General features: G+C 68.1%; 16 protein-coding genes. 8 read left to right on the forward strand and 8 right to left on the reverse strand.

Translation table 11 applies throughout. The features are described from left to right. Window positions 1-337: 337 nt before the first annotated feature. The gene (locus F614_RS0112685) at window positions 338-733 is read left to right on the forward strand and encodes a hypothetical protein (protein ID WP_019559007.1); all 396 of its coding nucleotides are present in this window, start codon (window positions 338-340) and stop codon (window positions 731-733) included. Window positions 734-930: 197 nt separating this feature from the next. Here the strand turns inward: F614_RS0112685 and F614_RS0112690 are convergent, their stop codons facing one another. Then, window positions 931-1,404: a YhcB family protein gene (locus F614_RS0112690; RefSeq protein ID WP_026329865.1), complete on the reverse strand. Its 474-nt coding sequence runs from the start codon at window positions 1,402-1,404 to the stop codon at window positions 931-933. A 160-nt stretch (window positions 1,405-1,564) separates the two neighbouring features. On the opposite strand from F614_RS0112690, the gene F614_RS0112695 reads away from it, so the two are divergent. Next, window positions 1,565-2,116: a hypothetical protein gene (locus F614_RS0112695; RefSeq protein ID WP_019559009.1), complete on the forward strand. Its 552-nt coding sequence runs from the start codon at window positions 1,565-1,567 to the stop codon at window positions 2,114-2,116. Between the two features lie 6 nt (window positions 2,117-2,122). Next, window positions 2,123-2,752, forward strand: coding sequence for a hypothetical protein (locus tag F614_RS0112700; protein ID WP_019559010.1), 630 nt, complete (start codon window positions 2,123-2,125; stop codon window positions 2,750-2,752). A 223-nt stretch (window positions 2,753-2,975) separates the two neighbouring features. Here the strand turns inward: F614_RS0112700 and dacB are convergent, their stop codons facing one another. From dacB to efp, 3 genes are all read right to left on the reverse strand, one after another. After that, window positions 2,976-4,385: a D-alanyl-D-alanine carboxypeptidase/D-alanyl-D-alanine-endopeptidase gene (dacB, locus tag F614_RS0112705; protein ID WP_019559011.1), complete on the reverse strand. Its 1,410-nt coding sequence runs from the start codon at window positions 4,383-4,385 to the stop codon at window positions 2,976-2,978. Window positions 4,386-4,541: 156 nt separating this feature from the next. Beyond that, window positions 4,542-5,507, reverse strand: a complete 966-nt coding sequence (gene epmA, locus F614_RS0112710) for an EF-P lysine aminoacylase EpmA (protein ID WP_018879931.1) — start codon at window positions 5,505-5,507, stop codon at window positions 4,542-4,544. Window positions 5,508-5,531: 24 nt separating this feature from the next. Further along, window positions 5,532-6,095, reverse strand: coding sequence for an elongation factor P (gene efp / locus F614_RS0112715; protein WP_026279163.1), 564 nt, complete (start codon window positions 6,093-6,095; stop codon window positions 5,532-5,534). A gap of 77 nt (window positions 6,096-6,172) precedes the next feature. Between efp and epmB the strand changes: the two genes are divergently transcribed. The 3 genes from epmB (at window position 6,173) to F614_RS0112730 (ending at window position 11,297) form a co-directional block, all read left to right on the forward strand. Next, window positions 6,173-7,201 carry an EF-P beta-lysylation protein EpmB gene (gene epmB, locus F614_RS0112720; protein WP_019559012.1) on the forward strand — a complete coding sequence of 343 codons (1,029 nt, stop codon included), beginning with the start codon at window positions 6,173-6,175 and terminating at the stop codon, window positions 7,199-7,201. A 134-nt stretch (window positions 7,202-7,335) separates the two neighbouring features. Continuing rightward, window positions 7,336-9,228 (forward strand): hypothetical protein, encoded by a 1,893-nt coding sequence (locus F614_RS0112725; RefSeq protein WP_019559013.1) that lies wholly within the window; start codon window positions 7,336-7,338, stop codon window positions 9,226-9,228. After that, complete coding sequence (locus tag F614_RS0112730; protein WP_018881213.1) at window positions 9,225-11,297, forward strand: EAL domain-containing protein; 2,073 nt, start codon at window positions 9,225-9,227, stop codon at window positions 11,295-11,297. The genes F614_RS0112725 and F614_RS0112730 overlap by 4 nt, the downstream gene beginning before the upstream one ends. A 290-nt stretch (window positions 11,298-11,587) precedes the next feature. Here F614_RS0112730 and dnaJ read toward each other — a convergent pair whose 3' ends face one another. The 4 genes from dnaJ to hrcA form a co-directional block, all read right to left on the reverse strand. Then, on the reverse strand, window positions 11,588-12,736 hold the full coding sequence (gene dnaJ, locus F614_RS0112735) for a molecular chaperone DnaJ (RefSeq protein ID WP_026329866.1): 1,149 nt from the start codon (window positions 12,734-12,736) through the stop codon (window positions 11,588-11,590). 121 nt (window positions 12,737-12,857) lie between these two features. Continuing rightward, window positions 12,858-14,789 (reverse strand): molecular chaperone DnaK, encoded by a 1,932-nt coding sequence (dnaK, locus tag F614_RS0112740; protein WP_018882471.1) that lies wholly within the window; start codon window positions 14,787-14,789, stop codon window positions 12,858-12,860. Between the two features lie 137 nt (window positions 14,790-14,926). Beyond that, window positions 14,927-15,511 carry a nucleotide exchange factor GrpE gene (grpE, locus tag F614_RS0112745; RefSeq protein WP_019559015.1) on the reverse strand — a complete coding sequence of 195 codons (585 nt, stop codon included), beginning with the start codon at window positions 15,509-15,511 and terminating at the stop codon, window positions 14,927-14,929. A 121-nt stretch (window positions 15,512-15,632) separates the two neighbouring features. Next, entirely contained in the window at window positions 15,633-16,691 is a 1,059-nt protein-coding gene (gene hrcA / locus F614_RS0112750) for a heat-inducible transcriptional repressor HrcA (protein ID WP_019559016.1), read from the reverse strand. A gap of 115 nt (window positions 16,692-16,806) precedes the next feature. Between hrcA and F614_RS0112755 the strand changes: the two genes are divergently transcribed. Then, entirely contained in the window at window positions 16,807-17,685 is an 879-nt protein-coding gene (locus F614_RS0112755) for an NAD(+) kinase (RefSeq protein ID WP_018865770.1), read from the forward strand. 4 nt (window positions 17,686-17,689) lie between these two features. Then, on the forward strand, window positions 17,690-19,351 hold the full coding sequence (recN, locus tag F614_RS0112760; RefSeq protein WP_019559017.1) for a DNA repair protein RecN: 1,662 nt from the start codon (window positions 17,690-17,692) through the stop codon (window positions 19,349-19,351). Window positions 19,352-19,409 lie beyond the last annotated feature (58 nt).

Genomic DNA, 19,409 nt, shown 5'->3' on the forward strand with positions numbered 1-19,409 from the left:
GTCCGCGTTGGTGCCCCCTGTTTTCCGAGACAAGGCGCGTCGTGCAGCGGGTAGTGGTTCTACCCGCAAGCGGCGCAACGCAGGATCGGGGAACAGGGGGCACCAACCCCACAAGCCATTGAAAGCAGGGGATCGGCCGCTTTTGCACGCGAACGGCGTTGCGGCTCCCTTGTGCAGAATGACTGCACGGCAGTCACCGCGCCTTGTTCGCACGCAAAAGCGACTCGAGCGCGGACGTGCGATTCAATCAGCGTCTCCCTAGACGCACGCCCCGGTGCCCTTGGAAACGACGCTTCCGCAGGTCTACACTCCCCGCGCATCCATTAAGGGAAACACTATGAATACCAAGACGTTGCTGGTGATCATCTTCGCCGCCCTGATCGCGCTGGCGGGCTGCCGCGGCACGGTTCCCGTGCAGGACATCAGCGATACCACGGTCACGAATGTCGACGGCGACCGCCCGAGCGCCGAGCAGATGGAACGCGCGATCCGCACCGCCGGGGCTTCGCTGGGCTGGCGCATGGAAGAGGCCGAGCCCGGGCTGCTGGAAGGCCGGCTCAGCCTGCGCGACCACGTCGCCGTGGTGGAGATCCCGTTCGCTGCGGGCGAATACAGCATCCGCTACAAGGACAGCGCCAACCTGAACTACGAAGACGGCAACATCCACCCGAACTACAACAACTGGATCCAGAACCTGGACAACCAGATCCGGGCCCAGATCTCCTCCCTCTGAGCCCACCCCGCAAAGAGCATCTACAGGAAGATGGGAAGATCGGAAGGAATGCATTAGGTAGGGCGCAATGCGGATGGCTTGCCCAGTGCTACAAGCCATCTTCCAGCCTTCGCGTCTTCCTGTTAACGCTTTTCAGGTGTTCTGCGGACCTGCATGGGGTTCGTGGTTAAGACAGACGCAACCCACACGGCGGCAGGTCAGTCGGGGCGCGGGCGGTCGTCCGGCTTGCGGGCCTCGTCCCCGGCGCCCTTGCTGGAAGGCTCGTCGTCCTGGGCGTCCGATTCGTTGGCGCCGCCGGCGGCCTCGCCCGGGCCGGTCCCGTAATCGCGGCGTGTCATGTGCGACAGCAGCTGGCCGGCGCGGTCCTCGAGGCGGTCGCGGGTCGGTTTGTCCGCCAGCTCCTCGGCGCTCTGGGCCAGGTGGTGATAGAGGTCGCGGTAGGACCCGGCCATGGTCGCGAACAACGTGGCCGTGCGGTCGAAGTGGTCGTTGACCTGGCTGCGGTAGCGCGTCAGTTCCTGCATGCGCCGATCCAGTTCCTCTTCCAGCTCGCGGATCAGCTTGCGTTCGTCACTGGTCACGCGCCCCACCCAGAAACCCACCAGGGCGGCGATCACGATGGCCAGGATCCCGAGGGCCACCCACAGCCCCACTGCTGTCTGCTCTTCCACCACGACATCCTCTGCAAATGGAGGGGCCATTGTGCCGCAGGCCCCGGTCGAACGCACTTCCGGGCATGCTAACCTCGCCACAAGAGCGAAGCCGGGTGCGGCTGCTGCGCTGCCCCGACCTCGGTCCGTGCCACCACCGAACGCAAGAGACCGCCACAGCATGCTTGACCCACAACACGCGCAACAGATCCGCCAGGCCCAGGCCGGCCTGATCAACCTGGTGGTCCAGGCCACCCAGAACCCGGAAACCCGCCGCGAGCTGGAGCCGGTCCTGAACCAGGCCCACGAGGCTGGCTGGGGCGAACTGATCCAGCGCATTCGCCGGGTACTCGACGGCGAGCGCGACCCTTCCCTGCTGCAGGGTCTGGACGACGAGGACACGGTGATCCTGACGGCCATCCTGAACGGGCTGCAGGACCCCTCCACCCTGCCCGACCCGGAGCAAAGCGGCGACCCGGCCCAGGCGGCCCCGGGACTGGCGCAGATGATCCACGGAGCCGCCCGCGGCGATGCCCAGTCGCTGCACTGGCTCTCCCAGATGGCCGAGCAGATGAGCCGCGCCGGAGGCGACATGGCCCGCCTGGGCGGCATTACCAAGCGCCTGGTGGACGGCGAGCGCGACCCCGACGTGCTGTGTCGCGGCATGGGCTCGCAAGGCGAATCGCTGGTGCTGTCCATCCTGTCGGAACTGGGCAAGCTCGAACGCCACTGACCCGACATGCGCCGTCGCAGCGACAACGCGGCCCCGCTACGGCGCCGCTTCCGTCTTCCGCCCTGGCTCCTTGCGGTATTCACTCTGTGGCTGCTGCAGGGCTGCGCGGCCGTGACGCTGCAACCACCGGACGACCCGGAAGGCCCGGTTACCGTGGCCCTGCTGGACCATGGACGACACTCCAGCCTGATCCTGCCAGCCGGGAAACCGGGGGCCTGGCTGCGCTACTCCTACGGCGACTGGGTTTTCTATGTCGAACGCCGGACCGGGCCGCTCCAGGGGATCTCCGGGTTGCTCGTACCGACCCGCGCCGCGCTCGGACGCCAGGTACTGACCGGCCACGAGCTCGGGCCATCCACGCTGGGGCAACTTCGCGTACCACTGGCGGACTTTTACCTGCTGACGGTTCCGGGGGCACGGGTCGAGGTCCTGCGCGACGAGCTGGAAGGCATCTGGCAAGCGGGATACGAGGAACGCAAGACCTCGCCGGAATGGGACATGGCCTTCGTCGAGCATCCGGAGGCCTACACCCTGCGCAACAACTCCAATCGCATGGTCGCGCGCTGGCTGACGGCGCTGGACGTCGAAGTCTCCCGCGCGCCGATCCTGTCCAACTGGCAGACCGAGTCCCCCTGAGTTCGCAAGGCACTTTTCACCACGAAGCACACGGAGACGCGAAGAAAATCCAGAAAGCGCCAACAGGAAGACGCGAAGATCGGAAGATTCCTGAAAGGGTGCGCAAGCCACAAGGATTGCGCACCCTCTCTCCCCCTGCTGACCTTCGCATCTTCCTGTAAATGCTCTTGCGGGTTTCTTCGTGCCTTCGTGTGCTTCGTGGTGAACAAACTGGGTGCACCCGTCAGAGGTCGTGGGCCCACTCGAGGACGGCGTCCTGCAGGTTGCGCCCCATGCCGCGGTGGGCGCGTGGATCGTTGACCAGCACGACCACCGCCAGGTCATCGCCACCCCGCGTCCGTACATAGCCGGCCACCGCGGACACCTCGTTGAGATGCCCGGTCTTCAGATGCATACGCCCGCGCAGATCGCGCTGGCTGCCGTTACGGAAGCGGTTGCGCAGGGTCCCGTCCAGCCCGGCCAGGGCCAGCGAGGACTGGAACTCGGGCCGGTGCGGGTGCTGCCAGCCCGCCTCCAGGATGCGGCCCAGCTGGCGTGAGGTCATCCGCGAGTCGCGGCTCAGGCCTGAACCGTTGTCGACCACCATACCCGCAACATCGACGTCCAGCCCGCGCAGGGACTCCAGCAGGGCCTGCTGCCCCTTTTCCAGCGTCGCCGGCGGGGTGAAGTGACGCGCCCCCAGGGTCAGCAGCAGATGCCGGGTCATCACGTTGGAGCTCCACTTGTTGGAGACCCGGATCAGATCCGACAACGGGCGCGAGGTGTGGCGCAGGATCGGTTCGTCGTACAGCACCGGCAGCACACCGGAGCGGATGTCCCCGGTCAGCTCGCCGCCCCACTGCGACCAGTGCAGGCGGAACATCTCGGCATGGTTTTTCTCCGGCGCGAGCACCGAGCGCAGCAGTTCATAGTCGCCACAATTCACCGGGTATTCGCCGGCCAGGGTCACGCGCTGCGCCTCGGGATCGGCATCGAAACGGATCCCGCGCTGCCAGGCGCCGCAGCTGCCCCGCGTCGGCTGCAGGCGATTGACGACATCCAGCCCCGGCAGGGGCGGATCCACCGTCACGTCGATCCCGTTCCCGTGCCGCTCCGGTCGCACGCGAAAGCGCTGCGCGTTGGCGTTCACATGCAGGGCATAGGGCAGCTGGTTGTAGGCCCGCAGCGGCTGGTCGTTGAAGGCGGAAGGGTCCCCGGATGGCAGTTCGAAATGCGAGGCGTCGAGGATCACGTTGCCCTCGATACGACGCAAGCCGGTCTGGCGCAGCTGCCCCAGCATGCGCCAGTGTTCCTCGCTGACCATGCCGGGATCGCCCGTGCCGCGGATCACCAGGTCCCCCGCCAACACCCCGTCGCGCACCGGGCGCGTCGCCCAGACCTCGGTGGTCCAGGTGTAGTCCGGGCCCAGCTCGTTCAGGGCCGCCAGCGAGGTGGCCAGTTTCATGGTCGACGCCGGGTTGTACGGCTGATCGGCGTTCAGGCGCGCGAGCACCGCCCCGTCCGACATCCGCTGGACCCAGAGACCGACATTTTCCGGCGGCAGGCGCTGACTTTCGATCGCCCGCTGCAGCGGCTGCGGGAGGTGTTCGAACTGTGCCTGCGCCGTCAGCGGCGCAAGCCAGAGCGACAGCATCAGACAGAGGGCAATGGCCCACCCGGAACGAACCGGAAGGGGGCCCGGGCGGCGCGCAAAAAGACGAGGGGGCATAGGGGTCCGACCATCCTGCAAACGTGCGGAGCAACAGTCCCTATAGTGTGCCGGCACCCCGGCCGGGACAAGCCCTTCGCGTCACGCTCTCGACCAGGGAAAATCGAGTACCTGATCGAGGCTGGAAACCCCCAGCAACCGCATCAGCAGCCGGTCCACGCCCAGGGCCACCCCGGCGCAGTCGGGCAGTCCGGCGTCCAGCGCCGCCTCCAGGTAGTCATCGGGGGGCGGCAGGGGCTGTCCGCGCGCACGCCGGATGGCGATGTCGCGTTCGCGGCGGCGGCGAAACAGCTCGGGATCGGTCAGTTCGTGATAGCCGTTGGCCAGCTCCAGGTCGCCCCAGTACAACTCGAAGCGCGCGGCGTACCCCGGGGATTCCGGACAGGGACGCGCCAGCACGGCCTGGCTCTCCGGATAGTCGACCACGACGGTCAGCCGGTCCGGCGGGAAGCCCGGGGCAATCACCAGGCTGATCAGCGCATCCAGCCAGCCATCCCGGTCAAGCTCGCCCGCCACCGCGAGCCCGCGGGCCGCCGCGGCCCGTTCCAGCTCCTTGGCCTCCGCGGCGGCCGGGTCCAGCCCGAGGGTCGACCGGAACAGCTCGGCATAGGGGATCACCACGCAGCCGCGGGGCGCGTGCCACTCGCGGGATTGCGCGGCCTGATCCGCGATCAGGGCAACCACCTCGCGCGCCAGGTCCCGATGGTCCAGCCGGTGGCGATACCACTCCAGCAGGGTAAATTCCGGGTTGTGGCGCGGCCCGGACTCGCCGCCCCGGAAGACCCGGGCGATCTGGTAGATATCCGGGGCCCCATCCGCGAGCAGGCGCTTCATCGGGTACTCCGGAGAGGTCTGCAGGTAGCCCTGCTCGCCGCCGGGGGCGCGTGCCTCCCAGCTTTCCAGCATCGGATCCTGCGGGGCGCCCCGGCCCAGGATCGGGGTCTCGACCTCGAGCACCCCGCGATCCGCGAAGAAGGCCCGCAGACCCGCCAGCAGACGGGCCCGCGCCGCGCGGGCCGGCGCCGCGCCCGGCCGCCAGTCACTCACCTCCGAACCCGGGGGCAGATGCGATCAGACGCGGGAGACGTATTCGCCGTTGCGGGTGTCGACCTTCACGGTCTCGCCTTCCTCGACGAACAGCGGGACCTTGACCACCGCACCGGTCTCCAGGGTCGCCGGCTTGGTACCGCCCTGAGCGGTATCGCCGCGCACGCCCGGATCGCACTGGGTAATCTTCAGCTCGGTGAAGGCCGGCGACACCACCGACAGCGGCTCGCCGTTCCACAGGGTCACGGTGCAGATATCCTGCTCCTTCAGCCACTGCCCGGAATCGCCCAGCGCGGCCTCGCTCACGGCATACTGCTCGAAGGTGTCCGGCACCATGAAGTGCCAGAACTCGCCATCGTTGTAGAGATACTGCATCTCGGTGTCCATCACGTCGGCCGCCTCCACCGACTCGCCGGACTTGAAGGTCTTCTCCAGCACCCGGCCCGTACGCAGATTGCGCAGCTTGACCCGGTTGAAGGCCTGGCCCTTGCCCGGCTTGACGAACTCGTTTTCCACGATGGCCTGCGGATCGCCGTCCAGCAGCAGCTTGAGACCGGCCTTGAATTCGTTGGTACTGTAGGTTGCCATTGCGTGCTGTTCCTCGATGATGCGTGGCGCGGGCATACCGCCCCGTCCGGAAACGATTCATGCCCACAAAGCCCGTCATGATAACGCGCGAGCCGCGCGGAACCCAGCCACCCGCGCCGCGTGCCACGCCGGCCTGGCAGCAGGCGCTGGCGCGTGCGGTCGCCGATCCCGAGGCCCTCGCCGCACGCCTCGGGTTGCCGCTCGACGACCTGCCGGGCATGCAGACCGGGCACCGACTGTTTCGCACCCGCATCCCGGAGAGCTACCTGGCGCGCGTGCGCCCGGGGGACCCGCGCGACCCGCTGCTGCTGCAGGCCCTCCCGGATGCCCGCGAGGCCCTGGAGGCCCCGGGCTTCGTCAGCGACCCGGTCGGCGATCACGACGCCCTGGCCGCACCCGGCGTGGTGCACAAGTACCACGGCCGCGTGCTGCTGCTGACCACCGGGGCCTGCGCCATCCACTGCCGGTACTGCTTTCGCCGCGAATTCGACTATTCCGAGCACAATCCGGCCCGGGATGACTGGGCGCCCGCGCTAGAGTACATCGCGGCGCATCCGGACATCCGCGAGGTCATCCTCAGCGGCGGCGATCCGCTGAGCCTCTCCGATACCCGCCTGGCCCGACTGGCCCAGCGGCTGGACGCCATCCCGCACCTGGAACGCCTGCGCATCCATTCGCGCCTGCCGGTCGTCCTGCCGGAGCGGGTCGACGACCGCCTGCTGGATTGGCTCGGTCAGGGGCGGCTGCAACACATCCTGGTGCTGCACGCGAACCACCCGCGCGAATTCGCCGCCCCGGCCGACGCGGCACTCGTCCGCCTGCGCGCCGCCGGCGTTACGCTGCTCAACCAGGCGGTCCTGCTGGCCGGGATCAACGACGATGCCGAGACCCTGAGCGAACTGCAGGAGGCCGGCTTCCGCCTGGGCGTCCTGCCCTACTACCTGCACCAGCTCGACCGCACCCGCGGCACGGCCCATTTCGAGGTTTCGGATCGCCGCGCACAAGAACTCCACCGGGCCCTCCATGCGCGGCTGCCAGGCTACCTGGTTCCACGCCTGGCGCGCGAGATCCCGGGTGCATCCGGGAAGACCCTGCAAGCCCCGTAGGCCGGGCGGGAGCAAAGGCCGACGCCTCCCACACCAAAAACACGGTTTGCTGCTACAGTAGCGCCAGACCCGGGGCGTGAACGCGCCCTCCGGAGAGTCCCACGCAACCGGCCCAGCGACCACTGGACACGCCCATGCTGCACGCCCTGCCCGAGCTGCCCGCCCAACCGGCCGGCCCTGCCAGCTTCCCGCACCGGACGCCGCAGGCTCTGCGGGCCTGGTGCGCGGAACTGCCCGGCAGCGAGCCCGAGCTCGGCATGCAGCAACTCGGCAAGGCCCTCGAAGGGCTCAACCAGATCGCGCTGCGGCCCGGGGTCCGCGCCAGCCTGCTGCGCATACTGGAGGACCACCTCCTGCCCCTGTTCCCCGTGCTGGAGCGCCTGCTGCGCCAGCGCCCCCTGCCACTGGGGCGCCGCAGCCGCGATCGTGCCGAGGTCCTCGGGAGCGCCCTGCGCGCTCTGCTCAGGGCCGAACTGCTGGTGGTCCGGGAGCGCATCGACGCCGACGACACCCGGCATGCGGAACGCCTGACCGCGCCCCTGCAGGCCGCCGTCGCGCTGCTGGGCGCGCTCGCCGTGCACCACTGGCGGCTGTATCAGAACCTGCCCTCCGGTCACTGGCAGCAACTCTACGACCTGCTGCGCCTGGCACGGGCCCAGCACATCGCCGACCACGGCCCCGCCACCGACCAGCGCTTCGGGCCGCTGCATACGGATCGTATCGAGACCATGAGCGCGCGCCTCATGGTGCTGGGGAGCACCGACCCGAACGCCCTGAAGATGGGCGAGATGGACTTGCTGGTTCGCTGGATCAACGCGATCGCGCTGACCTGCACAGCCGCTCCCGACCCGGACCCGCATCCCGACCTGCCGGTGCTGCGCTGCGAGCTCGAGCGCGACCATGCGCCGGGACTGGTCCTGCGCGACCAGCCCGCCGGCGACCTGGCCTGCTTCGTGGAGCTGGGCCCGGCCCTGGCCGCACTGCGCGACGCCCCGGAAAACCTCGAGCCGGTGCAAACCGGCAATGCACAGGCCCTGGCCGAGCATCTCCTGCGCCTGTGGTCGCACCTGCCCACCCGGCGGCACAGTCGCGAGCGCGCAGGCGACCTGCAGCAGGTCTGCGTCATGGGACTGGAACGCATCCATGACTTTCTGCTGGCGGAGATGGAGCGTCGCCGTGACGCCAGCGCCCGGGAACTCGACACGGACGAGAACGGCGAGGCCGGCCTGAAGTCCGTGCAGCAGCGTGATCGCGGCGTCAGCGTCTTCGAGATGTCGCCCGCGGCACTGAGGGGGTCGGATCTCGCCCTGGTCGACAGCCCGCCCGCCGCCGGTCGCGACAGCGATCTCCGGCCGCTCGCGGACGACACCCCCGGCCCCGCCGCGACCGCCTGGGAAGACGTCGGGCGCGGCCTCGAGATCGCCGGCCACGACGAGCCGGCAGGGCCCATCACCAAGCGCCACCCTCCGGAACACTGGCAGGTGGACGACATCGGCGCCGGGGGCGTTCGCCTGTGCCTGGACGCGCCGCAGCAGCCCCTGCTGATCGGCGACCTGGTCGGGCTGCGCGCCGTGGACGGCCACCGCTGGACGGTCGGGGTGCTACGCTGGATTCGCTTCGACGATCAGGTCGGCGAACGCATTAGCATCGGCGTGGAGTTCCTTGCCAATCGCTGCCTCCCCATGCAGATCCAGGATTTTCGCAACGGGGTCGCCGCTGGGGTCCCGCAGCCGGGGCTGTTTGCGCCACAACGAACGGATGCCGACGGGGCCGCCCTGTTCCTGCCGGCCCAGGTCTTCGACCACGAAAAACGGGTGGTCTGCTGGCTGAACGACCGCGCCCGCGTTCTGGAACTGGACAGCGAGCGCACGGGGACTACCCTGTTCACCGAGGTGGGCTGCCGCATGACTGCGCTCGAGGTCGGCAGCCCGACCGCGGAATCCCCCGGCACGGAGGCGGACCCCGGCCTCGCGAATGACAACGGACTGTCCCTCACCACCCGCAACCGCGACGACCAGGCCCCATGAACGAGACCATTCGTACCCTCTTCGTTACCAGTAATCCGAACCGGGCGGAAGAGGTCATCAGCAGCATCCGAACCCGCGGCAGTGCGATCCGCCCGGAGCAGGTTTCGACCACCGACGCCCTCGCCGAGGCGCTGGAGAACCGGCGCTTCGACGTGATCGTACTGATCGAACCCGGCCTGAGCCTGGCCCGCGAGCACGTGGACGAGGCCCAGCATGCCTCCGGCCGGCGGATCCCGGTCGTGATCCTGACCGAACGTCCGGAAGCGGAACGCGTGGACGACTACGAGGCCGGTGCGTACGCGGTGGTGGATCACGAACTGCACGAACTGGCCAGCCTCCTCACCATTCGCGCCGCCGAACAGTTCCAGCTGCGCCAGCGACTGGGTCGCATGGACGCGTCGCTGCAGGAATCCGAGCGCCGCTGCCAGCTGCTGCTGGACAACTCGCGCGACGCCATCGCCTACGTCCACGAGGGCATGCACATCTATGCCAACGCCTCCTGGCGCGAACGCTTCGGCATCGGCGACCCGGAGGACGTCGATGGCCTGCCGCTGATGGATCTGGTCGCGCCGGAGAGCCGCGACGAGCTGAAGGGCCTGCTGCGACGCTTCCAGAACGGCGAGGAGGGCGAACAGACCCATCAGGCCTTCCAGCTGCAGGCCTTCGACGGCACTCCGTTCGAGGCCAACCTGCGCCTCTCCACCGCCAGCGTCGAGGGCGAGGCCTGTACCCAGGTCCTGCTGGATTCGGCCCAGGAGGACCCGGAACTGGCGGAGAAGATCGATTACCTGTCGCAGCGCGATCTGGTCACCGGCCTCTACAACCGCCAGCACTTCACCGGCATGATCGAGACCGCGCAGGGCCAGGCCGCGCAGTCGGAGAAGCCCTTCGCCCTGATCACGCTGGCGGTGGACCGCTTCGCGGAAATTCGCGCCAACGTCGGGATGTCCGCCAGCGACCTGCTGCTGGCCGACATCGGCAAGCTGATCGAGGACCAGTTCCCCGAGCCGGCCATCACCGCGCGCCTGGAGGCCGAGCACTTCGGCATCCTGGTGCCGGATACCCGCCGCAACGAGGTGGAGAGCCGCGTCCACGGTCTGATGGAGGCGGTCACCGGGCGCGTGTTCGAGCTCGGCAACGCCTCCACCAACTGCACCCTGTCCGCCGGCATCGTGATCGCCGACGAGACTGCGGTGGATACCGAGGAGCTACTGTCGCAGGCCGACCGCGCACTGCAGGAAGCGGTGGAAGCCGGCGGCGGGACCCACTGCTTCTTCCGCCCGGCCGAGGGCGAGATGACCCAGGCACAGGCCGACCAGCAATGGCGGCTACGCATCCAGGACGCCCTCGATCACGACCGTCTGGAGCTGCTGTACCAACCGATCGTGAACCTGCACGGGGCCGACCGGGCGCGCTATTCGGTGTTCGTGCGGCTGCGCGATGCCGAGGGTCATATCCACGAACCGGAGGCCTTCCTGCCCAGCGCCGAGCGCACGGAGATGGCCCAGCCCATCGACCGCTGGATCCTGAAGACCGCCCTGGGCGTCCTCGCGGAACAGCTGAAGAAGGACCCCGGTACCCAGTTCTTCCTCAAGCTGACCAATGGCTCGCTCGGCGATCCCTCGGTGGTCAGCTGGCTGCACGACGACCTGCACGCCCTGCGCATCCCCGCCGACAACGTGGTGGTGGAGCTGAAGGAACCCACCGTGGTAACCCACCTGAAGCCGGCGATCCACGTGGCCCGGGGCCTGCAGGAGATGCACGGCCACCTGTGCATCGACGACTTCGGCAACGGCCTGAACCCGTTCCAGCTGCTGCAGCACCTGGAGGCGGACCACATCAAGCTGGACCCGTCCTACGTGAAGAACCTGGCCGAAAGCGAGGAAAACCAGCAGCTGATCCGCGAGCATACCGAGGCCGCGCACGCCAAGGGCAAGCAGGTGATCGTGCCGTATGTCGAGGACGCCAGTGTGCTCGCCGTGCTCTACAGCCTGAACGTCAACCTCGTGCAGGGCTACTTCCTGCAGGCGCCGATGCCGGCCCCCACCTTCGACTTCGCCTCGACCTGAGCCCCGCGCGCCCGCACTCCATTTTTCACCACAGAGCGCACAGAGAACACGGAGAAAAGCGGTCTACAGGAAGACGGGAAGATCGGAAGAGGGATGATGTGGGCGGTTGCGTGGGCACTATCGGTGCCGTGCCACGCGGCGGTCAACGGTCCATCCCTTCACCCAAAAAATCTTTCTGTCTTCCAAACTTCCTGTAAATCGCCCTTGCCCTTGCCCGTTTTTTCTCCGTGGCCTCTGTGCACTCTGTGGTGCAATAAACACGAGTGGTCCCCGGCACGACTATGGCCGGGTTACTTGGACCAGAAGTTCAGGTCCTCGAAGAAGCCCTTCACCCCGTCCACCCAGGACTGCGCCTGCGGACTGTGCTTGGTCCCACCGGCCTGAGTGGATTCCTCGAACTGGCGCAGGAGCTGCTTCTGCTCCTTGGTCAGGTTGATCGGCGTCTCCACCACCACGCGGCAGATCAGGTCGCCGACGGCACCGCCGTGCACCGACTTCACGCCCTTGCCGCTGACCCGGAACTGCTTGCCGGTCTGCGTCTCCGCGGGGACCTTCAGCTTGACCCGGCCGTCCAGCGACGGGACCTCCAGCTCGCCGCCAAGGGCGGCGGTCGCGAACGACACCGGCACCTCGCAGTGCAGGTCCGAGCCCTCGCGCCGGAACAGCTTGTGCGGCTTCACCCGCACCTGCACGTAGAGATCACCCGGCGGACCGCCATTCATGCCGGCCTCGCCCTGGCCGGCCAGACGGATGCGATCGCCCGAGTCCACACCGGCCGGGATCTTCACGTCCAGGGTGTTCTGCTCCTGCACCCGACCCTTGCCGTGGCAGGACTTGCAGGGGCTGGAGACGATCTTGCCGGAGCCCTCGCAGCGCGGGCAGGTCTGCTGCACCGAGAAGAAGCCCTGCTGGATGCGTACCTGCCCGACCCCGTTGCAGGTCGGGCAGGTCTCCGGCGAGGTCCCCGGTTCGGCGCCGGAGCCGTCGCAGGCCTCGCAGGACACCGTGGTCGGGATGCGAATCTTGACCTCGGTGCCGAACACGGCTTCCTCGAGCGTCAGGTCCAGGTTGTACTGCAGGTCGGAGCCCCGGTAGGCGCGCTGACCGCGGCCGCCTCCACCACCCCCGAAGATATCGCCAAAGATATCCTCGAAGATGTCGCTGAAGTTGGAGGCCCCGGCCCCGCCGCCGAAGCCGCCGCCCGAACCGTCCACGCCGGCATGGCCATAGCGGTCGTAGGCCGCCCGCTTCTGATCGTCGCTGAGGACGTCGTAGGCGGCGCGCGCCTCCTTGAACTTGGCCTCGGCCTCCTCGTCCCCCGGGTTGCGGTCGGGGTGGTACTTCATTGCCAGGCGGCGAAAGGCCTTCTTGATATCGGCGGCCGAGGCGTCCTTGGCGACGCCCAGCACCTCGTAATAGTCGCGTTGTGACATGGTCATTTCCAGGTAGATCGTTCGCGCGAACGCGGAGTGCCTTCACGCAAACGCCCGGAGGTACCGTGTACCCCGGGCGTGGCGTGTGGTCGAAGTCCGGCGGCGCCAAGGCGCCGCCGGACGGGCATCAGCCCTGCTTCTTCTGGTCGTCGTCGACTTCCTCGAACTCGGCGTCCACGACATCGTCGCCCTGCTGGCCGCTGTCGGCCTGCTCGGCACCGGCCTCGCCCGCGGCGTCCGCGTTCTGGGCATAGGCCTTCTCAGCCAGCTTGCCGGAGGCCTCGGCCAGCTTCTGCGTGGCCTGTTCGATGGCATCGGCGTCCTCGCCTTCCATCGCGGTCTTGACCTCGGCCACGGCCGACTCGATCGCGGAGCGCTCGTCGTCGGAGACCTGGTCGCCCAGATCCTTCAGCGACTTCTCGGCGGAGTGCACCAGGGCATCGGCCTGGTTGCGTGCCTGGACCAGCTGCTGGAACTTCTTGTCTTCCTCGGCATGCGCCTCGGCGTCCTTGACCATCTGTTCGACTTCCTCGTCGGACAGACCGGAGGAGGCCTTGATGACGATCTTGTTCTCCTTGCCGGTGGCCTTGTCCTTGGCCGACACGTTCAGGATGCCGTTGGAGTCGATGTCGAAGGTGACCTCGATCTGCGGCACACCGCGCGGCGCGGCCGGGATGTCCTGCAGGTCGAAGCGGCCCAGCGACTTGTTGGCGCTGGCCATCTCGCGCTCGCCCTGCAGCACATGCACGGTCACCGCGGTCTGGTTGTCCTCGGCGGTGGAGAACACCTGGTTGGCCCGGGTCGGGATCGTGGTGTTCTTCTCGATCAGCTTGGTCATCACGCCGCCCATCGTCTCGATCCCGAGCGACAGCGGGGTCACGTCCAGCAACAGCACGTCCTTGACGTCGCCGCCCAGCACGCCGGCCTGCACCGCGGCGCCGACCGCAACGGCCTCGTCCGGGTTCACGTCCTTGCGCGGCTCCTTGCCGAAGAACTCCTGCACCGCTTCCTGCACCTTGGGCATGCGGGTCTGGCCGCCGACCAGGATCACGTCGTCCACCTCGGAGGCGGACAGGCCGGCGTCCTTCAGCGCAACCTTGCACGGCTCGATGGAGCGCTTGACCAGGTCCTCGACCAGGCTCTCCAGCTTGGCGCGGGTGATCTTCAGCGCCAGGTGCTTCGGCCCGGTGTTGTCGGCCGTGATGTACGGCAGGTTGACCTCGGTCTGCTGGCTGGAGGACAGCTCGATCTTGGCCTTCTCGGCGGCCTCCTTCACGCGCTGCATCGCCAGCGGATCGCCCTTGATGTCGATGCCCTGGTCCTTCTTGAACTCGTCGACCAGGTAGTCGATCAGGCGATTGTCGAAGTCCTCGCCACCCAGGAAGGTGTCGCCGTTGGTCGCCAGCACCTCGAACTGGTGCTCGCCGTCCACCTCGGCGATCTCGATGATCGAGACGTCGAAGGTACCGCCACCCAGGTCATACACGGCGATCTTGCGATCCCCGCGCTGCTTGTCCATGCCGTAGGCCAGCGCGGCCGCGGTCGGCTCGTTGATGATGCGCTTGACCTCAAGCCCGGCGATCTTGCCGGCGTCCTTGGTCGCCTGACGCTGGGAGTCGTTGAAGTAGGCCGGAACGGTGATCACCGCTTCGGTGACCTCCTCCCCGAGGTAGTCCTCGGCGGTCTTCTTCATCTTCTGCAGCACGCGCGCGGAGATCTCCGGCGGGGCCATCTTCTTGCCCTGCACCTCGATCCACGCGTCGCCGTTGTCGGCCTTCACGATGCTGTAGGAGACCAGCTTGATGTCCTTCTGGACCTCGCCTTCGTCAAACTTGCGGCCGATCAGTCGCTTGGCCGCGAACACAGTGTTCTGCGGATTCGTGACCGCCTGGCGCTTGGCGGACTGGCCGACCAGCACCTCGCCGTCGTCACTGAACGCGACGATGGACGGGGTGGTGCGGGTGCCTTCCGCGTTCTCGATGACCTTGGCCTGGTCGCCTTCCATCACGGCGACGCAGGAGTTGGTGGTCCCGAGGTCGATACCGATGATCTTGCCCATGATTGAAATCTCCTGATGCGAAAAAGTGGCGCTGCAGAGCGTCGTTCTCTGCCAACTTGTACGGGAATCTGGGGGCCCGGGCCGGGTTTTCAAGGGGCGATATCCGAGCCGCCCCCTGATCCGCCCGGGTAGCCGGGTCAGGCGCTTTCGTCGATGTTCGGCGAGGTCGGTGCCTTGGAGACCACCACCATGGCCGGGCGCAGTACGCGATCCTGCAGCATGTAGCCCTTCTGCATGGTCGCCACCACGGTGTTCGGCGGGTTCTCCGGGTCTTCCTGCATGGACATCGCCTGATGGCGCTCCGGGTCGAAGCGCTGGCCGGTCGGGTCCTCGGCCTGGATGCCGAACTTGTCGAAGACCTTGGTCAGGTTCTTCAGGGTCAGCTCGGCCCCCTCGATGATGCGCTCGACATCCTGGGTCTCGCGGGCCGCCTTCAGCCCCATCTCCAGCGAGTCGCCGACCTCCAGCATCTCGGAGGCGAACTTTTCCATCGCGTATTTGTGCGCGTTCTCCAGCTCGCGCTCGAAGCGCCGGCGCTGGTTCTCCAGTTCCGCCTGCGCGCGCAGGGCCTGGTCACGCCGTTCCTCGGCCAGGGCCTCGAGCTCCTGCAGCCGTGCCTCGGTATCGCCCTCGCCGGGATGGTCGCCATCGGCCTCGGGGGCCGCCTCGTTCCCGGTCTCGAGCTCTTCCGGTTGTTCCTGGGGTTCCCGCTGTTCCGACATGCTGGCCTCGCGAATCAATGAAAAGTGAAACCGCCCGCCGGGTCGCCAGCCGGCAGGCGGGGGTATTCGGGTTGACTACGGGGACTGTGGGGGCATCCGTCCGGGTTTCAAGGGCGGCCCGCTACTTCGGGTCGCCCGGCGGCTGATCGCCCAAAGCCGAGCCGAGCAGACGCGCGGTCACGTCCACGATCGGGATTACCCGGTCGTAGGACATGCGCGTGGGTCCGATGACCCCCAACACGCCGACCACCTCGCCATCCACACTGTAGGGCGCAGTCACCACCGAGCAGTTCTCGAACCAGTCCAGCCCGGACTCGCGGCCGATGAAGATCTGCACGCGGTCGCTGCGAATGCACTGGTCGAGAATCCCGAGGATCTCCTGCTTTTCGTTGAAGGCCTCGAGCAGCTGGCGCAGGCGCTCCATGTCCGCCAGCTCCTCGTAGCCGAGCAGGTGAGTCTGGCCGGCCACGACCACGTCGTCCGGGTCCTCGTCACCGACCGCCTTCTCGCCCAGATCGATCGCCGCCAGCATCATCGCGTCCAGGTCGTCGCGCACGTCGCGCATCTCGCGCAGAAGCTCGGCTCGCACGGCGTGCAGGCTCTTGCCCGCCAGATGGGCGTTCAGGTAGTTGGCCATGCGCTGCAGCTCGTCCTGGCCGAAGTCGCGCTCCAGCTCCAGCACGCGGTTCTGCACCTCCTTGCCGTCGATGACCAGGATCGCGAGGATGCGTCCCTCGCCCAGGCGCAGAAACTCGATCTGGCTCAGCGCGACGTTGCGATGCCGCGGCAGGCGCACCATCCCGGCCATGCGCGTAACCCGCGACAGCAAGTTGCTGGTGGTGTCCATCAGATCCTGGGTACTGGCGTTCGGGTCGAAGCCGGACTGGATCGCGCGCACCTCCTCCGGCGAGGGGTTGCGCACCTCCAGCAGGCTGTCCACGAACAGCCGGTAGCCGGCCGGCGTCGGGATGCGCCCGGCCGAGGTGTGCGGCGAATGGATCAGACCGATGTCTTCGAGATCGGCCATCACGTTGCGCACGGTGGCCGCGCTCACGCTCAGCCCGGAGCTGCGGGCCAAGGTACGCGAGCCGACGGGCTGGCCGTCCCGGATGTAGCTCTCGATCAGGGTCCGCAGCAGGGTTCGGGCCCTGGCGTCCAGATTGATGAAAGCGTTTTCCATGGGTCGTCAGCGCTCCACTCGGTCGAGTGCCAGAAGGTACCAGTCTTGGATGGTGCCGGAATCCGGTCAAGAAACCCCGGGTGCAGTCGCGGTCCCTTTTCCGGATAATGCCGGCATGATGCCAGACTTCAACAAGGTCGGGCTGGTCGGCAAGACCAGCGACTCGCGCACCGCACCGCTGGTCGCCACGCTGGTCGGTCTGCTGCAGGAGCGCGGCCGCCAGGTCTTCATGGAACAGGAGATCGACGGCTTCGAGCGTCCGGAGCGGGTCGGGCTCCTGCCGCTGGAGGAGCTGGCCAGCGCGGTCGATCTGCTGATCGTCATCGGCGGCGACGGAACCCTGCTGGCCACCGCCCGCAAGGTCGCCGACGCCGACACGCCGCTGCTGGGGATCAACCTGGGTCGCCTGGGATTCCTCGTGGATGTCTCCCCGGACACCGCCCCGGAGGAACTGGGCGAGGTCCTGGACGGGGCCTTCGAGCGCGAGCCGCGGGCGATGCTGGAGGCCGAGCTGATCCGCGACGGGGTCACCATCCACCACGGGATCGCGCTGAACGACGTCGTGGTCCATGTACTGAGCGTGGTGCGCATCATCGAGTTCGACACCGCGATCGACGGCATGGACGTCGGCCGGCTGCGCGCCGATGGCCTGGTGGTGGCCACGCCCACGGGTTCCACCGCCTACGCCCTGTCCGCCGGCGGGCCGATCCTGACCCCGCAGCTGGACGCGATGGTCATGGTCCCGGTGTGCCCGCACAGCCTGAACCACCGCCCGCTGGTGGTCAGCGGCCGCTCCACGGTGGAGATCCGCCTGTCCAGTGGCAGCCGTTCCCCGGCCCAGGTCGCGCTGGATGGCCAGGAGAACGTGGACTTCGCCCCGGGCGACCTGCTGCGCATCCACCGTCGCGAACAGGCCCTGACCCTGATCCATCCCCGCGAACATCACTTCCTGCGCGTGCTGCGAACCAAGCTGCGCTGGGGCGAGCAGCCCTGATCCCATGCTGCGACTGATCAGCATCCGCGACTTCGCCATCATCGACCAGCTGGAACTGGAGCTGGACACGGGCCTGAGCGCCCTGACCGGCGAGACCGGGGCCGGCAAGTCCATCCTGATCGACGTAATCGGCCAACTGCTGGGCGACCGCGCCGACGCCGGCATGGTGCGGGAGGGGGCCGAGCAGGCCGACCTGTCCGCGGAGTTTGCCCTGCCCGGGCAGGGCCCGGCCGGCACATGGCTGGCCGAGCAGGATCTTGCGGACCCCGACGACGACGCGGTGCTGCTGCGCCGGGTCCTGACCCGCCAGGGCAAGAGCCGCGCCTGGATCAACGGCCGCCCGGTCGCGGTCGGCCAGCTGCGCACATTGGGCGAGTGGTTGGTGGACATCCATGGACAGCACGCCCATCAGCAGCTATTGCAGCGCGACACCCAGCGCCTCTGGCTGGACGGCTTCCTCGAAGGCGACCGGGTCTCCCGCGTGCGCGAGGCCCACAAGGCCTGGCGCGAGGCCGCCCGGGCGCTGGAGCAGGCCCGCGAGAGCCAGGCCGACACCTCCGACCGCCTCGACCTGCTGCGTTTCCAGACCACCGAGCTGGCTGAACTGGCCCCGGTACAGGACGAATACCCGCAACTGCTGGTCGAGCAGAACCAGCTCGCCCACGGCACCGAGGTGCTGAGCGCGCTGCAGACCGCCAGCCAGCAGATCGAGGACGACGCCGGCGTCGATGCCCAGATCGGCCATGTGCTGCACGCACTGCAGGACGCCGCGCAGCACGACGAACGGGTGAACCCGACGCTGGAGCTGCTGGAGTCCGCGCGCATCCAGATCACTGAGGCCGGCGACACCCTGCGTCGGCTGGCCGACGGCATCGAACTGGACCCGGAACGCCTGGCCGAGCTGGACCAGCGCGTCGGCGAGTACCTGCGCCTGGCGCGCAAGCACCGGGTCGATCCCGAGGCCCTCCCGGGCCTGCACGACGAACTGCAGACCGAGCGGGACGCCCTGGAGAACGGCGACCAGACCCTAGAGGCCCTGGAGGCGCGCGAACAGGAGACCCGTACCGCCTTCGACTCGGCTGCCAAGGCGCTGAGCAAGGCCCGCCAGCAGACCGCCAAGCGCATCGGCCAGGCGGTCACCGACACCATGCAGGAGCTGGGCATGGCCGGCGGCCACTTCGAGATCGCGATCGAGCCCGCCGACAAACCGCAGGCGCACGGCGTGGATCACATCGAGTTCCGCGTCGCCGCGAACCCCGGCTCCGCCCCGCAGCCGATGGCGAAGGTTGCCTCCGGCGGCGAGCTCTCGCGTATCGGGCTCGCGCTACAGGTGCTGGCCAGCCAGCAGCAGACCGTACCCACGCTGATCTTCGACGAGGTCGACAGCGGCATCAGCGGCGCGGTCGCCGAGGTCGTCGGGCGCAAGCTGCGCACCCTGGGCGAGCGCCATCAGGTCCTGTGCGTGACCCATCTGGCCCAGGTCGCCGCCCAGGCCCACCAGCAGCTGGAGGTGCAGAAATCGCACGGCAAGGACGGCACCCGCACTGCCATCCAGCCGCTGGACGACGAGCGCCGCGTCGAGGCCCTGGCCCGCCTGATCGGCGGCACCCAGCTCACCGAGACCACCCGCACCCACGCCCGCGAACTCCTGTCCTCCGCCGGTTAGTCCAGCACGAAGGCCACAAAGGACAACACGCAGGATGCGATGAGCGCAGCGGATCGTG

This window comes from Thioalkalivibrio sp. ALE12 (assembly GCF_000381105.1).
Lineage (GTDB): Bacteria > Pseudomonadota > Gammaproteobacteria > Ectothiorhodospirales > Ectothiorhodospiraceae > Thioalkalivibrio.

Excerpts from the sequence above, each read along its gene's own strand:
- hrcA (WP_019559016.1), bottom strand. The coding sequence starts at position 16,691 with ATGGAAAACGCTTTCATCAATCTGGACGCCAGGGCCCGAACCCTGCTG.
- dacB (WP_019559011.1), bottom strand. The coding sequence starts at position 4,385 with ATGCTGTCGCTCTGGCTTGCGCCGCTGACGGCGCAGGCACAGTTCGAA.
- F614_RS0112755 (WP_018865770.1), top strand. The coding sequence starts at position 16,807 with ATGATGCCAGACTTCAACAAGGTCGGGCTGGTCGGCAAGACCAGCGAC.
- F614_RS0112685 (WP_019559007.1), top strand. The coding sequence starts at position 338 with ATGAATACCAAGACGTTGCTGGTGATCATCTTCGCCGCCCTGATCGCG.
- F614_RS0112700 (WP_019559010.1), top strand. The coding sequence starts at position 2,123 with ATGCGCCGTCGCAGCGACAACGCGGCCCCGCTACGGCGCCGCTTCCGT.
- F614_RS0112730 (WP_018881213.1), top strand. The coding sequence starts at position 9,225 with ATGAACGAGACCATTCGTACCCTCTTCGTTACCAGTAATCCGAACCGG.
- efp (WP_026279163.1), bottom strand. The coding sequence starts at position 6,095 with ATGGCAACCTACAGTACCAACGAATTCAAGGCCGGTCTCAAGCTGCTG.
- grpE (WP_019559015.1), bottom strand. The coding sequence starts at position 15,511 with ATGTCGGAACAGCGGGAACCCCAGGAACAACCGGAAGAGCTCGAGACC.
- dnaK (WP_018882471.1), bottom strand. The coding sequence starts at position 14,789 with ATGGGCAAGATCATCGGTATCGACCTCGGGACCACCAACTCCTGCGTC.
- recN (WP_019559017.1), top strand. The coding sequence starts at position 17,690 with ATGCTGCGACTGATCAGCATCCGCGACTTCGCCATCATCGACCAGCTG.
- dnaJ (WP_026329866.1), bottom strand. The coding sequence starts at position 12,736 with ATGACCATGTCACAACGCGACTATTACGAGGTGCTGGGCGTCGCCAAG.
- epmB (WP_019559012.1), top strand. The coding sequence starts at position 6,173 with ATGATAACGCGCGAGCCGCGCGGAACCCAGCCACCCGCGCCGCGTGCC.
- F614_RS0112695 (WP_019559009.1), top strand. The coding sequence starts at position 1,565 with ATGCTTGACCCACAACACGCGCAACAGATCCGCCAGGCCCAGGCCGGC.
- F614_RS0112725 (WP_019559013.1), top strand. The coding sequence starts at position 7,336 with ATGCTGCACGCCCTGCCCGAGCTGCCCGCCCAACCGGCCGGCCCTGCC.